The following is a 15,204-nucleotide window of genomic DNA, read 5'->3' as shown; positions in this document are numbered from 1 at the left end:
TCAGGCCATCAGGGCGAGCACCTCGCGGTCCGGATCCGCCGCGTCGTACAGCGTCTCGACGGCCGTCCCGTCCAGCGGGAGCGAGCAGACGAGCCGGGCCCTGGGCAGTTCCGCACCGGAGGGGCCGACCGCGAGCAGCAGCCGGTCCGCCGCCACGGCCGTGTCGGTGACGACGACCCCGGGGGCGGCGGGAAACAGCCCGCGCAGCACCGGACGCAGGTCCGAGGACGTCCACCGGTGGGTCCCCCGCGCGTAGCGCAGCAGCCGCCCGGCGGCCGACACGGCCGTCACACCGTCCGCCGTGACCGAGGGACGCCCCGCCAGGCCGTCGTTCGAGAGCCGCAGGAACGACCACGACCGCGCGTCCGCGTCGGCCCCGTAGAGCAGACTGTGCTCCCACCAGTCGCCGAACTCCGTCGCCGCGCACCAGAGGCCCGCCGTGCCGGCCGCCGTGTCGAGCGCACCGGAGCGCGGATCGGCCATCGCCCCGCCGAGCCTGAGCCGCAGGCCGACCGACGGCCGGCCCCACCCGGTGAAGTCCAGCTCGCGCCACCCGTCCCCGGCGGGCGCCGGGGTGAGCAGCACGGGCCGCCGTCCGGGCTCGCCCGAGCGGTCCGGCGGCGACAGCCTGCCGCCGACCAGCACCAGCGGCTCCTCCGGGGTGCTGGTGGCGCTCCGGACCAGGTACTGCTCCGGGAGCGCCGCCTCCTCCCATTCCGTCGCCCCCCAGGGCAGCCGGTACACCCGGCTCACGCTGCCGAGGGCCGTCGACCGGTCCCCCGCCACGACCAGCACGGTCGTGCCGTCGCGCAGCACGTGGTACTGGCCCGGCTGGGGATCGGTGGCCGGTGAGGCCGGGAGGGTGGTGAACTCCCCGCCCGTGCCGTCCGCGACGTGCACGGGGGCGCCGCCGTCGGCGGACGCCGCGACCACGGAGACCCCGCGGTCGTGGCGGACGATCCGCACCGGGAACACCCGGAGCCCACGGATCTGGCACCCCGGGATCCGGGACCGCCGGACGAGCGGGCCTTCCCGCAGCTCGGCGACCACCAGGTCGTCGCCCTCCCGGAGCACCACCGTCGGGGCCGTGCCCCGCATCGGCTCCGTCACTTGAACAGTCCTCCCACCCAGCCGCCGAGCTTGCGGCCGACGTAGCTTCCGGCCGCAGCGCCGATGACGCCGCCCGCGACGGCCCCGATGGCCGTACCGGGGCCGGGGAAGAAGCTACCAATGGCCGCGCCGACCACGGCACCGCCCTTGGCCCCGGCGAGGGCTCCGCCGATGCCGCCCGCTTCCCTGGCCGCGGTGCGGACCTTCTGGCCCTCGGGGGCCGTCGCGACCTCGTAGACCCCGAGGCCGATGTCGACGCCGAGCATGACCCGTCCGCCGATCTTGGACACCTTGGCCAACTGGTTCGCCCGGGGGTTGGTCTTCCCCGCGCTCTCGATGATCTCGACGTCCGACTTGCGCTGACGCAGCGAGTCGTAGGTGGGGAAGTCCCGCTCCCCGCGCTTGCGCGGCAGGTACCAGTCCTCGAACGGGGTCCGGTAGTGGCTGCGCAGCGCGTTGCGCTCGTCGACCACCCACTGGGCGGCCGCCCGGTCGCCGTAGGCCGAGCGCATCTCCTGCGCGGTGTCCCTGGCCAGCCGGTCGGCGGCCCGGTACTGGTTGCGGCGGCGGTTGGCGTTCTCCGTGTAGGAGAACGTGTAGGCGCTCGCGGTGTCGGCCGCGACGCGGGCGGCCTCCGAGCCCCCGGACGACGAGGGCGCCGACGGGGCCGGCGCGGTCGCCTCGTGGTAGGTGCCGTTCGAACTGACCCAGGCCTCACCCGACGCGCAGCTGTCCGCGCACATCTTCTTGCCCGTCGGGTCGCTGAAGGTGACGGGGTTGTTGTTGCCGTACGCGTAGGCGTGCAGCTGCTGGGTGTCCTCGGTGGTCAGCAGCGGGTCGACGCTGATGAACCGCCCGGTGGCCGGGTCGTACTCGCGCGCCCCGATGTGGGTCAGGCCGGTGTCGGCGTCCTGGGTGCCGCCGACGAAGGTCCGCTGTCCGGCCCAGGCCGCGGCCTGCGGGCCGCGCGGGCCGCCGAACACGGTGGTCCTGCGCCGTGTCACCGCCTGGGTCTGCGCGTCCACCTGGACGGTGGCCGTCCCCTGACGGTCCGCCAGCAGGAAGGTGAGCGCGCCCCCGGTCCGCACCGCGACCGTCTTGGAGCCGACGGAGTAGTAGCGGGTGCCCACCACCGGGCCGCTCTTCGGGAGCAGCAGTTCGTTGCCGCCCGGGAGGTAGAGCGTGGTGCCGGTGGAGTCGCGGCGGATGAACCGGGCGCCCTCGGCGTCGTACAGGTAGCTGCTGACGGCCACGCCCTGGGTGACCTTGGCCAGGTGGCCCTCGGCGTCCCACTCCAGGGCCTGCGACCCGTTCGCGGTCGGCCGGGAGGTGGTGTTGCCGGCCGCGTCGTAGCCGTACTGGTCGGTCCTGGTGCCGCCCGGCCCGGTCTCGGAGACCGAGGTCAGCGCGTGCGGACGGGCCGCACCCGCCGCCGGGGTGGTGTACGTCCTGCTGACGTCACCGGCGGTGCTGTCGTGCCGCACCTCCGTCCTGCGGTTGCCCAGCGCGTCGAAGGTGTAGGACGTCCAGTAGGCGTCCGGCCCCGCCACGTTGCCCTGCGGGCCGGCGGTGCAGGCGTCCCGGGCGGTCCAGGCCTCGGTGATCCGCCGCAGCCCGTCCAGCGTGAAGCACTGCCGGTCGGTGACGCGGGCGGCGTCCTGCCCGCTGCTGGTGGTGATCCCGGTGACGTTCCCGGCCGGGTCGTAGCTGTAGCCGGTGTCGTCGATCCGCTGCGGGGCGGTCTCCCGGTCGGTGACCGCCCGGGTCAGTGCCCCGGTGTGCTCGTCGTACTCGTACGAGGCCCAGAGCTGCTTGCCGAACGCGCCGAACTCCTCGCGGGTGGTGCGCCCGTAGTGGTCGTAGCCGGCCGACGCGAGGATCGGGTCGCTGCCGGCGTAGACGGTCGCGGCCAGGCCCGTGGTCGGGGTGTAGGCGTTGGTGACCCGCTCCAGCGGCAGTCCGCCGGCGGCGGGCTGCTGGGTCCACATCACCTGGCCGGTGTTGGCGTTGTAGGAGGTGGTCCACTTGTAGGTGCCGGCCAGGGCGCCCTCGGTGGCGGGGACGGTGATCTGGTTGGCGGTCGGCTTGTACAGGCTGTTGTAGGCCGTGACCTCCACCACGTAGTCCGCGCCGTCGGCGTGCCGGACGGTCTTCGACAGCCGGCCCTTGGCCACCGTGTCGTAGACCCACTCGGAGAGCGCGGTCGCGCCCTGCTTGAGCGCGGTGCGCCGACCGAGCGCGTCGTAGTCGGTGTGCAGGGTGGTGTTGCGCGCGTCGGTGGTCTCCACCGGCCGGTCGCCCGCGTCGTAGACGGTGGTCGTCCGCCCCTTGTCGGGGTCGTCGGTCTGCACCGCGCGGCCGCGCACGTCGTAGCCGGTGGTCCACTTGTTGCCCGCCGGGTCGCTGACCTCGGCCAGCCGGCCGCGCTTGTCGTAGGCGTACTTCACCGACTGCGAGGTGGTGCGGGCGGCGTCGGTGTACTCCTTGACCTCCGTCTTGCGGCCGCGGCCGTCGGTGTAGGTGGTGGTGGCCACGGCGCCCTGCGGCGGGACGACCGTGGTCGCGTCGCCCAGGTAGGTGGTCGTGGTCCGCTTGGTCTCGTCGCCGAACCTCTTGCTGACGACGGCGGTCGGCCGGGCCGCGCCGTCGTAGAGGGTGTCGGTGGAGGCCGGGTACTTCAGCTCCTGGCCGAGCACCAGGACGCCCTCGGCGGCGCCGTCGGCGTAGAACTTGCCCGAGTCGCGCCAGGCCAGGCCCCGGGTGTCGTAGAACACCTCGGAGACCAGGCGGCCCGGCCCGCTCGGCGCCGGCTCCTGGGTCTGCCGGGTGCGCAGCAGGCCGTCCATCAGCACGTACCGGGTGAGGTAGGTGGAGTCGTGCTGGAGGGTGGCGGTGGTGATGACGTTCACCCCGTCGTTGCGGACCTGGTAGCCGTACGAGTAGTTGGGCGAGTCGGGGTAGGCGGTCGCCGAGCGGGTCGGCAGCCACACCTTGGTGACCCGGCCCAGGGCGTCGAACGCGCTGGCGGTGACCTTGTTGTTGGCGTCGGCAACGGCCACCTCCTGGCCCCGGCGGTCCAGGGTGGCGGTGGTGGTGTGGCCGAGCGGGTTGGTGACCACGGTCTGGGTGGGCACCTCGCCCGCCGCCGGGGTGTAGGCGGTGGTGGTCTGCTTGCCGTAGGCGTCGAAGGACGACACCACCCGGCCGTAGGCGTCGTAGCCGCTGCGGGAGACGGTGTCGTAGCCGGTGCCCGCCCCGTTGATCGCCCGGGTCTCGGTCACCAGGCCCTTGGCGGGCGCGGTGTCGAGCGCGGTCGCGCCGTCGTACAGGGTCTGCTGGTCGGAGATGACGTCCGCCGGGCGGCTGACGGCGCCGCCGCACGCCGCGGCGACGGTCTCGACCCGGGCGACCCGGTCGAGCAGCCAGGCCGCGGTGTTGCGGACGTACGTCGTCGTGGCGCAGGTGTCGTCGTTGCCGTTCGCCTCGTCGCCGAGGTCGGAGACGGTGCTGACCATGCCGTACCCGTCGAAGGTCCGGGACAGCGAGGTGACGCGCTCGCCGCCGCTCACCGCGGTGCGGGTGCGCTCCTTCTCCACCCCGGTGGAGTACGCCTCCAGGGCGGGCAGGCCGGTCCTGGCGCGGGTCGCGCTCGCCGCGGGGGAGCGCCAGGGCGTGTAGGAGGTGGCGGAGACCAGTGCGCCGCCGTCGCCGTTGTAGGTGCTCTTCTCGCGCGCCTGTCCGGCGAACTGCGGGCGGTCGGTGGCCACCGCGCCGGTGGAGTCGGCGACCTGGGCCCCGTCGATGCCCCGGAAGTAGCGGGTCTCGGTGAGGGTCCGGGCGTCGTACCCGGCGCCGGTACGGGTCTGCACCCGGCCGTAGCCGCGGAACACGGAGTGGACGCGGTCCTCGGCCTTGGTGAACTCGTCCTCGTTCTTCGCCCAGGCGGCGCCGTCCAGGTAGGAGTACTCGGTGACCTTGTCCGGGCTCTCCACGACGTTGTCACCCTCGACGACCTTGGTGACCACGTAGGTGTTGAACCAGTCGAGCTTGGCGGTGGTGCCCTCGGCCGCCCACTTCACCGGGTAGCAGCGGGTGGTGTTGCCGCCGTCCGAGGGCGGCAGGGTGGTCGGGGTGCAGTCCTGCTCGGAGTAGTACGCCCCGATGGTGCCGCCGGTCTCGGTGGTGACCTGGTTCAGGCGCAGCCGGACGAACGGGGCCAGCCCGTCACCGGTCCTGTCCACCCGGTTGGCCATCTGCTCACCCGCGAACGTGACCGCCGGGAGCGTGGTGCTGCCGTTGCTCCTACCCGTGCGGGCGACCGAGGCCAGCCACATCGGGGTGGAGATGCCGTCGCCCGAGGGCGGGAAGCTCTGCACCAGGTTCCAGGTGTCGATGTCCTGGTGGGTGCCGCCGGTCAGCACCTTGGTACTGATCGCGGTCAGCCGCTTGCGGGACCAGAAGGTCGGCGAGGCGTTGGTCTTGCAGTCCGCGCCGTCGGCGCAGTACTGGTCGAACGGGACGTCGGGCCAGTTCCTGGCGTTGGCCTCGTCGAAGGTGCCGCAGTTCGCCAGGCAGCGCTCGTCGACGTCGAACTTGACCACGCCCGCCGGCTTGGCGCTGTAGACGGTGTCGGAGCGCAGGCCGTACTCGACCCGGTCCAGCCAGCCGCCGCGCACATACGGCGTCGCGGTGCCCTTGCCGGTGGTCGAACTCCAGTTGCGGGCGTAGTTGTTGGACTCGGTGTTCCAGTAGTACGCCATCGCGTTGCCGCGCGGGTCGACCACGTAGTCCAGCTGCCAGCGCCAGGCCTGCTGGCACCAGGCGCCCGCGAAGGAGGCGTTGTAGCAGGGCTCGCCGGACTGGTTGCCGAACACCGGCACCGTCCACGCCGACTTCGTCTCGGCCGCGCCGGCGGTGTACCCGGGCAGCCGGTTCAGGCCGAAGAAGTACTGGGTGCCGTCGACCGTGGTGATCTTCCAGTACTCACCGTCGTTGTCGCCGTTGGTCGCGCCGGTGAGCCGCTCGACCCTCTCGCCCGAGTCGGTCGCCGGGTGCCAGCCCTTGCCGGCCTCGTAGACCAGCTCGGTGTGCTTGTCCCCGAGGGAGAGCACCGCGTTGTCGTTGTACCAGCACAGGTCGCCGACCTTGGCGGTGTTGGTGCCGCCGGACTGGTCGTCGTTGCAGCCCTTGTAGCGGCGCTCGACGAAGCCGGGCTCGTAGGACCAGCCGTCACCGAGCCAGCCGGGCTGGTTGTTGGAGGCCGAGGTGCGGCCGTCCACCGAGGACGAGGAGTACCCGAGCGCCACGGTGGGCTGGAGCGCGCCCGGCACCGAGGGCACGCTGATCGGGTAGGACCAGTCGAAGCTCCCGGTGGAGCCGCCGGCCGTCCAGGCGCCGGACGGCTGGAGCGAGGTCGCCCGGTAGTCGCCGGACGGGCCCGAGGCCGCGGCGGTGGCCGCGAGCACCATCGGCGCACCGGCGCCGGCCGCGGCCGGGGCGGCGAGCGGGGCGCTCTTGGCCGCGGCGGCCTCGGCGGCCGGCCGGGACGCCGCCTCCACGGAGGCCGAAACGGTGCCCTTCACGGGCTCGTTGACCGACGCCAGCGGTTCCGGCGTCCGGCACTCGGCGTTCTCCGGGGTGGTCAGCACACAGCCGGGAAGCCGCACCAGGGTGAGGCGGGACGCCCAGTCGCCGCCGTACGTCTTGGCGAAGGAGGAGTAATCGACGGAAACGTCGACCTTCTCCGCCGTGCCCGATCCGGGACCGGCCACCGAGAACAGGACGCCGTCGATCCCCGCCGCCCGGGCCTTCTCCCGGTCGGCGACCGTGACGCCGAGCCGTTCGGCCGGTACGTCGTCGGACTGCTTGCGCAGTGAATTCGCTTTCGTTCCCGGCGATTTGTCGGCCGCGCCGCGCACCCGCGCGGAAATGCGGCCGGATCCCGGCCAGACGGCCGCGGGCACCGGCCCCTCGGTCGCCGCGGCCTGGTTCGGCCGCTTCTCCTCGCCGAACCGCACCGGCGCGACCGGCACCGGCTTGACGTCCTGCAAGGCCGGCAGGTCAGGCCGTGTGCTGCGGGAACCCGCAGCGACGGCCGAACCCGGCAGCGCCCCCAGCAATGCCGTGGCGGCGACGGCCGTCGCCAACCAGCGAACAACGGAATGTCTCACTCCGGTCCCCTCCGAAGATTCTGAATGAAGCCGGGGAAGGCTAGCAAGGGGGCCCGGGCACATCCTTTGCCACGTCCACCTGCAAATCCGGGCAATATGTCCGGTTGTGCGGCCAATGATCGCCATCGCGCGAATTACGGCTGAATGCCACTCAACGTTCGTCCGAATACCGATTCATGAGGGGAAGTCACTCTCACGACCGGTCGGAAAAACCGTGCCGGAGGGGGGTTGACCGGCCGGTATAGAGTCCTACCGCTTCGTGCAAGGAAACCCATCCCGAAGGAATCAGCGTGACCAACCTTTCCTACAACGGCCGCAGAGGCTTGCGGCCGAACGGGGCGATAGCCCTGGCACTGGCGGGGGGGCTCGCGGTCGGCCTCGCCGTCGTGCCGCCCACCGCCGCCCGGGCGCTGCCGGCCGCTCCGGCCGTCGCCGGCACCACCTCCCCGGACGACGGCTCGGTCAGCCCCGAGGAGAAGGCCCTCCAGCAGGCCAGGTCGACCGGCGCCCCCGCCGAACTCGTCAACGCCCGCACCGAGTTGTCGGACACCTGGGCCAACCCGGACGGCACCTTCTCGGTGCGCCACTACGGGACCCCGGTCCGCGTGCTGCGCGGCGGCGCCTGGGTGGCCACCGATCCGACGCTGCAGGTCTCGGCCGACGGCTCGGTCCGGCCGAAGGCCGCCTCGGTCACCGTCGCCTTCTCCGGCGGCGGCACCGGTCCGCTGCTGACCGGCGTGAAGGACGGCCGCACGCTCTCGCTCTCCTGGCCGAAGCCGCTGCCCGCGCCCACGCTCTCGGGCAACGTCGCCACCTACACCGAGGTGCTGCCCGGCGTCGACGTCCAGCTGAAGGCCGAGGTCGAGGGCTTCTCGCAGCTGGTGGTCGTCAAGACGCCCCAGGCGGCGGCCAATCCGGAGCTGGCGACGCTCAAGTACACGATGTCCACGGTCGGGGTGACGGTCGCCACCGACCCGGCCACCGGCGCCGTGCGGGCCACCGACCCGGCCGGCCGGCCGGTGTTCACCAGCCCGCCGCCGATGATGTGGGACTCCACCACGGTCAGCAGCGCCCCGCCCGCCGCCCCGGCCGCGAAGTCGGCGGCCGCCCCGGCGGCCGAGGCCCTCAGCGTCGCCGGCCCGACCGCCGACCCCGCGAGCGGGTTCGAGCAGCCGGCCGGCGCCAAGGACGCCGTCATGCCGACCGCGGTCAGCGGCAGCACCCTGCAGATCACGCCGGACCAGGCGCTGCTGACGGCCGCCGACACCCGGTACCCGGTCTACATCGACCCGTCCTGGGCGTGGGGCGGGCGGCAGAACTGGACGCGGGTCTACAAGAAGTACCCGAAGATGAGCTTCTGGAACGCCAACGAGGTGGCCCGGGTCGGCTACGAGAGCGAGACCAACGGCCTCTCCCGGTCCTTCTTCCAGCTGGACACCAGCAACATCAAGGGCCGGAAGGTGATCTCCTCCACCTTCCGGATCAACAACGTCTGGTCCTGGTCCTGCCAGGCCCGTCCGGTCCAGCTCTGGCACACCGGCGGCATCGACAAGAACACCACCTGGGAGCACCAGCCCGGCAAGATCGACTGGCTGGGGACCGTCAACCAGTCCAAGGGCTGGAACTCGGGCAGCTGCCCCGGCGGCAACCTCGAATGGGACGTCACCTGGAAGATGCAGCGGGTCGCCGCGGCCGGGGACCCCAACATCACCCTCGGCCTGTACGCCGAGAACGAGGGCGACACCTTCGGCTGGAAGAAGTTCGACTCCAAGTCGGCCTACCTGGAGACGAAGTACAACGACCCGCCGCTGACCCCCTCCGGCCTGGGCACCAACCCGCGCACCGACTGCGCCACCGGCGGCCTGATCGGCAACACCACGGTCAGCCTGTACGCGCTGGTGGACGACCCCAACGCGGGCAACCTCTCGGCGCAGTTCCAGATCTTCCGCGGCGGCGCGCTGGTCGCCGACAAGTGGATCCCGGCGCTCAAGGGCCGGGTCTCCACCCTGGTCGTGCCGGACGCCGAACTGCCCACCGGTGACTACACCTGGCAGGTCCGGGCGTACGACCAGAGCGAGTACTCGGGCTGGAGCACCACCTGCCGCTTCACCGTCGACCGGACCCGCCCGGTCAAGGCCCCCAAGATCGACTCCGCGGCCTTCCCCGACGGCGAGAACGGCTGGCCGGCCGGCACCGGCAAGGCCCGCACCCCCGGCGACTTCACCCTCTCCGCCAACGGCGTCGGTGACGTCGTCCGGTACGGCTACTACACCGACTGGGACCAGTCGGTGAAGTCCAGGGACGTCCCCGCCGGCGGCTCCGCCACCATCTCGCTCACCCCCTCCGGCGTCGGCCCGCACTTCGTCCACGCCTTCAGCCAGGACGCCGCCGGAAACCGCTCCGACACCGCGACCTACCTGTTCTACGCCGGCCGCTCGCAGAGCAGGGACCAGGCCTACGACCTCAACGGCGACGGCCACAAGGACATCTGGAGCGTCGACTCCAACGGCACCCTGCTGACCTACGCGGGCCAGGGCGACGGCCGGTTCTCCTCCGCCACCAACGGCGGTCTGAGCTTCACCGACCCGCGCATGACCTACTCCGGCGACTGGGGCGAGGACGGCTACAACGACCTCGTCAGCCTGGAGTACGACAGCGTCGACAAGCGCCGCAAGCTCTGGAGCTACCCGAACAACGGCCTCGGCACCGCGACCGTCAACTTCGGCAAGCGCAAGCAGGAGCTCAAGGTGTTCTGCCCGGTCGCCGACGAGGAGGGCACCTGCCCGTCCGGCAACGACCACTTCCAGAGCCCGAACACCCAGATCCTCTCCCCCGGCGACCTCAACGGCGACGGCGTCCCGGACCTCCTGGTGCGCGACGGCAAGCTGCTCTGGGCCTACTACGGCGCCCGCAACGACTACCTGGACAACACCGACCCGGTCCTGGTCGGCGGCGACGACTGGGACAAGTACACCGTGATCGCCCCCGGCGACCTCAACGGCGACGGCGTCCCGGACCTCTGGCTGCGCGACGAGGCCGGCGGCGACATCCTGCGCACCTACGGCAGCAAGGACGCCAACGGCGTCGTCGACCTGGCGACCTGGGGCACCAAGGACCGCACCAAGGTGGGCTACGGCGTCACCAAGGACCTCTGGCCGACGGTCGGTTCGATCGGCGACATCAGCGGCGACGGCGTCCCGGACCTGTGGGCGCGCAAGGCCGACAACACCCTGTTCGCCTGGTACGGCCAGGCCTGGAGCGGCACCGTCAACTCCTTCTCCGGCGGCTGGACCGTCGACGGCGTCGTCGGCGCCCGGATCCCCTCCGGCACCAACCTGTCCTCCGGCCAGGAGTACGCCACCGGCACCGCCAAGCTCACCATGCAGGCCGACGGCAACCTGGTGCTGACCAAGGCCGGCAAGACCTTCTGGGCCTCCAACACCGCCGGCAACCCGAACGCGTTCGCCCGGATGCAGGCCGACGGCAACCTGGTCGTCTACAGCGCCGACGGCTCCAGGGCGCTCTGGAGCTCCCGCACCAACGGCAAGCCCAACTCCTACGCGATGGTCCTCGAACACGGCGTCCTGGTGATCTACAACGCCGTCGGCCAGGGCCAGTGGACCAGCGGCAGCCAGAGCCGCCCCGACTTCAACGCGGACGGCAAGACCGACATCCTCACCCGCGACGCCAACGGCGACGTCTGGGTCTACCCGGGCACCGGCGGCACCGGCACCTCCACCCTCGGCGGCCGCTACTTCGCCGGCAACGGCTGGTGGCGCGACTACTGGACCAACGCCTACACCACCGACCTCAACAACGACGGGCACACCGACATCGTCGGCATCACCCACGAGGGCGACATGTGGCTGTACTCCGGCACCGGCGGCACCGGCACCAGCACGGTCGGCGCCCGGACCCTGATCGGCGTGGGCTGGGGCTACACCACGCTGGCGTTCGGCGACGTCACCGGTGACGGGAAGACCGACGTCGTGGCCCGGGACTCCGGCGGCGACCTCTGGGTCTACCCCGGCACCGGCGGCACCGGCACCTCCACCCTCGGCGGCCGCTTCTTCATCGGCAACGGCTGGTGGCCCGACGGCTGGATCACCCTGCGGGTCGGCGACGTCAACGGCGACTTCAAGGCCGACATCATCGGCCGCACCAACGGCGGCGACCTGTACATCTTCCCGAACACCAGCAACGCCCAGAGCACCAGCTTCGGCCCGCGCTACTTCTGGGGCAACGGCTTCTGGCCCGGTCTGTGGAACCCCTTCGTGAGCGACCTCGACAACGACGGCGCGGCGGAGGCGGTCGGCACCACCAACACCGGTGAGCTGTACGACTTCCCGCCGTCGGGCCGCACGCTGGTGGGCACCGGCTGGACGTCGTTCTTCGACGTCCTGCTGTAGCGCCTCCGGCAGCACCTCTCCTCCACCGGATCCGCAGCGGCCTCCGCCGCTGCGGATCCGGCGTTTCCGGGACCCTCGTTCCCCCGGACCGGCCCGCGCCCGGGACCCTCGCTCCCCCCGACCGGGACCAACGGCCCGCAGACCGGCCGCCCGCGGCACGGCAGGCTTGACCGCAGATGAACCGCACCGCCGCTCCGCCGCACGGCCCGGTCCGACGCCCGTCGGACCGCCCCGGTCCACCCCACGGACCCTCCCCAACGAGGAGCCCCGCCATGGCCGTTCACCACACCGCCGCCCACACCTCCGGCACCGCCGCGCGCCACACCGGCACCCGCCGCTCCATCGCCCACCGCACCGCCCGCGCCGTCCCCACCGCCCTCACCGCGAGCGGCGCCGCCCTCGCCACCGCACGGATCGCCCTCGGCGCGGTGTTCCTCTGGGCCTTCGCCGACAAGACCTTCGGGCTCGGCTACTCCACCGCCGACGGCCGCGCCTGGCTCGACGGCGTGTCACCCACCGAGGGCTTCCTCAGCCACGTCGCCGCCGGCCCGCTCCAAGGGACCTTCCACGCCATGGCCGGCCAGGCCTGGGCAGACTGGCTCTTCATGCTCGGCCTGCTCGGCATCGGGCTCGCCCTGGTCGGCGGCGTCGCCCTGCAGATCACCGCGGCCGGCGGCACCGCCCTGCTCGCCCTGATGTGGGCCGCCGAGTGGCCGCCCGCCCGCCACCTCGCCGACGGCACCGCCAGCGGCTCCACCAACCCGCTGGTCGACTACCACGTCCTCTACGCCGTCCTGCTGGTCGCCCTCGCCGCCACCAGTGCCGGCCGCACCTGGGGCCTGGCCCGCCGCTGGGCCGCCCTCCCGGTCGTCCGCGACCACGCCTGGCTCCGCTGACACCCCGCCCCTCCCCCTTCCCCCCTCCCCCCGACAGCCGGGGCCGGTCGCGATCTCCCCCCGCGACCGGCCCCGGCTCACGTCCGCCCCCGGACGGTTGAGAGGCTGGCGCCATGAGCAAGAAGCGCCCGCGCGCCGCCACCCTGGCCGAAGTCACCGCCGCCCTGCCCCCGGTCGAGCACCCCTACCGCGAGGGCGTCCTGTCGTCCGCCGGCCGCACCGAGTTCGTCGACGACCGGGGACAGCGCTGGCGCAAGGTCCGCGGACCGCTCCCCCCGCAGATGGTGAAGCGCCTGCTCACCACGGCCGACGCGGTGATCATCGGTGTCGGCGCCGGTTTCGAGTACCGCCACATCGCCCCGGAAGACCGCGCCGACACCTGGCAGGCCGTCAAGAACCGGCTGAGCGACACGGGCGAGTCCCCGACCTACCGCCCCTTCGAGTTCGCCTCGGCCGACGGCCTGACCCTCCTCTACCTGGACGAGTGCTGCTGAACCGCTCCCCCTTCTCCCTCACCTCTCACGGCGGTGTCGTCCCGGCACCTGCGGAACGCACCCGGAGTCGCCGATTCGCCTGCGAAGGCGAGGCGGCGCGGCTAGAGTCGCGCCCGTAACGACCGCCGCCCCGACCGCCGGCGGAGCACACGGCGCACCCCGTACCACCGCACGCACCAGCGGCCCGTCCACCACGAACACCTCCGCGACCGGGCCGACACGCCGCCGAGCAGACAGGGAACCCGTGCCATGACCGTCCGACCCGGCCGACGGGCGGCGACCGCCGTCGTCGCCGCCGCGCTCAGCACCGGAGCGCTCCTGGGCGCCGCCCCCACCGCCTCCGCCGTCTCCACCGCACCCACCATGACCACGCTGCCGACCGGCGTGCCCGGGAAGTCGTACAGCGACCCGACCGGGGTCAACAGCGCCGGCGTCGTCGTCGGCTACGCCTACGCCTCCGGGCAGGGCGTCGAGGCCAGCGCGGTCCGCTGGGCCGCCGACGGCACCCCCGCCACCCTCCCGCCGCTGCCCGGCGAGGCCTACGCCCAGGCCCTGGGGGTGAACGACGCCAACCTCGCCATCGGCATCTCCTGGCCCACCGGCCGCACCGCCTGGCAGTCGACCGCCGTCCGCTGGGCCGCCGACGGCACCGCCACCGCGCTGCCCCCGCTGCCCGGCGACCTGTACAGCAGGCCCAAGGCGGTCAGCGGCAGCGGCATCGTGGTCGGGACCTCCTACAGCAGCTCCGCCGGCACCCACGCGGTGGCCTGGCGCCCCGACGGCACCACGGTCACCCTCGCCCCGCTGCCCGGCGACACCACCAGCGAGGTCATCGGCGTCAACAGCGCCGGCCTCGTCATCGGCCGGTCCTCCAGCGGCATCGACGCGTTCCACGGCATCGTCTGGCGCCCGGACGGCACCCCGGTCCGGTTCCAGACCGGCCCGACCGCCGGAAGCGGCGACTGGCCGGTGGGGATCAACGACGCCGGCACGGTGATCGGCGTCGCCGACCGGCCGCAGGGGGTCGGCAGCAGCCGCCACGGCCTGGTCCGCTCGCCCGGCGGCACCCTGCGCGACCTGGGCGCGTACACCTCGCCGACCGCGATCAACGCCTCCGGCACGGTCGTCGGCAGCTACCAGCCGGACCCGGGCCAACTCGCCTCGCACGCCGCCCGCTGGAGCCCGGACGGCACCCTCACCCCGCTGGCCCGGGAACCCCTGACCGGCGGCAACTCGTCCGCCGTCGGGATCAACGACGCCGGCACCGCGGTCGGCTACGCCTGGGACGGCATCCCGGCGCGGCAGTACCAGTCGGGCCGGATCTGGGCCGCCGACGGCACCCTCACCGACCTCGCCCCCAACAGCTCCGACCGGACCGCCCTGTTCGTCAACAACGCCGGCCTGGTGGTCGGCCTCTTCCTGCTCCGCTCACCGGGCAGCCTCTACCCCTCCCACCTGACGGCGGTCTGGCGCCCCTGAGACCCGCCCCGCCACCGGCTCACCCGCCCGTGCCGTACCCGAGTTCCTCGGCGGCGACGCCCCAGAACGCGTTCTCGTCGCCGACGGCGGCGGCGTCGAGGTCGCCGAAGCGTTCCACCAGCCGTTCGGTGAACGCGTCGGCCGCCTCCTCGTCCGCCTCCGGGGCGGCTTCCTCGTCCAGGTCGTCACCGGGGCCGTCGTACGCGGCGGCCCCGGTGGCGGCCGCCGCGTAGGCGCGGGTGCACACGACGAAGGCCGCGCCCCCGCTGTTCACCGGCTACTCCGCGCCGCCGACACCGGCCCCGGCGGCCGACTCCACCAGGACGAGCGTCCCCGTGCTGCCAGGTCGCACGGCGTGCCGGACGCCCGCCGCCACCCGGTACAGCCCGCCCGGGCCGACCGTCACCTCGACGCCGTCCACCAGCAGTTCGAGCCGGCCGTCGAGCACGAGCAGCAGCTCGGCCTCCTCGTGCACCTCGACGGGCAGCGGCCGCCCGTCCATCCGCAGGACCTTCACGGCGGCCGTCCCCACCCGCCCGAGCACGGCGGAGCTCCACGGCTCCGGCCGTGCGGACGCCGCCTCGTACAGATCGACCGGGTTCATCGCAGGCCTCCTCGGCGCGCCCCGCCCCGCCGGGGAGGCGGC

8 protein-coding genes are annotated in these 15,204 nt (G+C 73.1%); 4 read left to right on the top strand and 4 right to left on the bottom strand.

From position 1 onward, the window contains the following. Both ACFC0B_RS29635 and ACFC0B_RS29630 read right to left on the bottom strand, forming a co-directional pair. Complete coding sequence (locus ACFC0B_RS29635) at window positions 1-1,110, bottom strand: hypothetical protein (RefSeq protein ID WP_376092445.1); 1,110 nt, start codon at window positions 1,108-1,110, stop codon at window positions 1-3. After that, window positions 1,107-7,160 (bottom strand): RHS repeat domain-containing protein, encoded by a 6,054-nt coding sequence (locus tag ACFC0B_RS29630; protein ID WP_376092442.1) that lies wholly within the window; start codon window positions 7,158-7,160, stop codon window positions 1,107-1,109. Before ACFC0B_RS29630 ends, ACFC0B_RS29635 begins: the two co-directional genes overlap by 4 nt. A 410-nt stretch (window positions 7,161-7,570) precedes the next feature. Between ACFC0B_RS29630 and ACFC0B_RS29625 the strand changes: the two genes are divergently transcribed. The 4 genes from ACFC0B_RS29625 to ACFC0B_RS29610 all read left to right on the top strand — a co-directional run bounded on the left by ACFC0B_RS29625 (window position 7,571) and on the right by ACFC0B_RS29610 (window position 14,558). After that, window positions 7,571-11,689, top strand: coding sequence for an FG-GAP-like repeat-containing protein (locus ACFC0B_RS29625; RefSeq protein ID WP_376092439.1), 4,119 nt, complete (start codon window positions 7,571-7,573; stop codon window positions 11,687-11,689). A gap of 272 nt (window positions 11,690-11,961) precedes the next feature. Further along, a complete protein-coding gene (locus tag ACFC0B_RS29620; protein WP_376092436.1) occupies window positions 11,962-12,585 on the top strand; it encodes a hypothetical protein in 624 nt (207 codons plus the stop codon). 113 nt (window positions 12,586-12,698) lie between these two features. Next, window positions 12,699-13,079 carry a hypothetical protein gene (locus tag ACFC0B_RS29615; protein ID WP_376092433.1) on the top strand — a complete coding sequence of 127 codons (381 nt, stop codon included), beginning with the start codon at window positions 12,699-12,701 and terminating at the stop codon, window positions 13,077-13,079. A 249-nt stretch (window positions 13,080-13,328) separates the two neighbouring features. Then, a complete protein-coding gene (locus ACFC0B_RS29610; RefSeq protein ID WP_376092430.1) occupies window positions 13,329-14,558 on the top strand; it encodes a hypothetical protein in 1,230 nt (409 codons plus the stop codon). Between the two features lie 19 nt (window positions 14,559-14,577). On the opposite strand, the gene ACFC0B_RS29605 is transcribed toward ACFC0B_RS29610, so the two are convergent. After that, complete coding sequence (locus ACFC0B_RS29605) at window positions 14,578-14,832, bottom strand: hypothetical protein (RefSeq protein ID WP_376092427.1); 255 nt, start codon at window positions 14,830-14,832, stop codon at window positions 14,578-14,580. A 3-nt stretch (window positions 14,833-14,835) separates the two neighbouring features. Continuing rightward, window positions 14,836-15,162, bottom strand: a complete 327-nt coding sequence (locus tag ACFC0B_RS29600; protein ID WP_376092424.1) for a cupin domain-containing protein — start codon at window positions 15,160-15,162, stop codon at window positions 14,836-14,838. Between the last annotated feature and the right edge of the window lie 42 nt (window positions 15,163-15,204).

Origin of the sequence: Kitasatospora sp. NPDC056184, assembly GCF_042268405.1 — a bacterium.
GTDB lineage: Bacteria > Actinomycetota > Actinomycetes > Streptomycetales > Streptomycetaceae > Kitasatospora.
Note: the sequence above shows the minus strand (reverse complement) of the source record. Positions and strands in the feature narration are given on the sequence as shown.

Bases quoted from the DNA above. Each gene is read 5' to 3' on its own strand.
- ACFC0B_RS29615 (WP_376092433.1), top strand. From the start codon at position 12,699: ATGAGCAAGAAGCGCCCGCGCGCCGCCACCCTGGCCGAAGTCACCGCC.
- ACFC0B_RS29620 (WP_376092436.1), top strand. From the start codon at position 11,962: ATGGCCGTTCACCACACCGCCGCCCACACCTCCGGCACCGCCGCGCGC.
- ACFC0B_RS29600 (WP_376092424.1), bottom strand. From the start codon at position 15,162: ATGAACCCGGTCGATCTGTACGAGGCGGCGTCCGCACGGCCGGAGCCG.
- ACFC0B_RS29610 (WP_376092430.1), top strand. From the start codon at position 13,329: ATGACCGTCCGACCCGGCCGACGGGCGGCGACCGCCGTCGTCGCCGCC.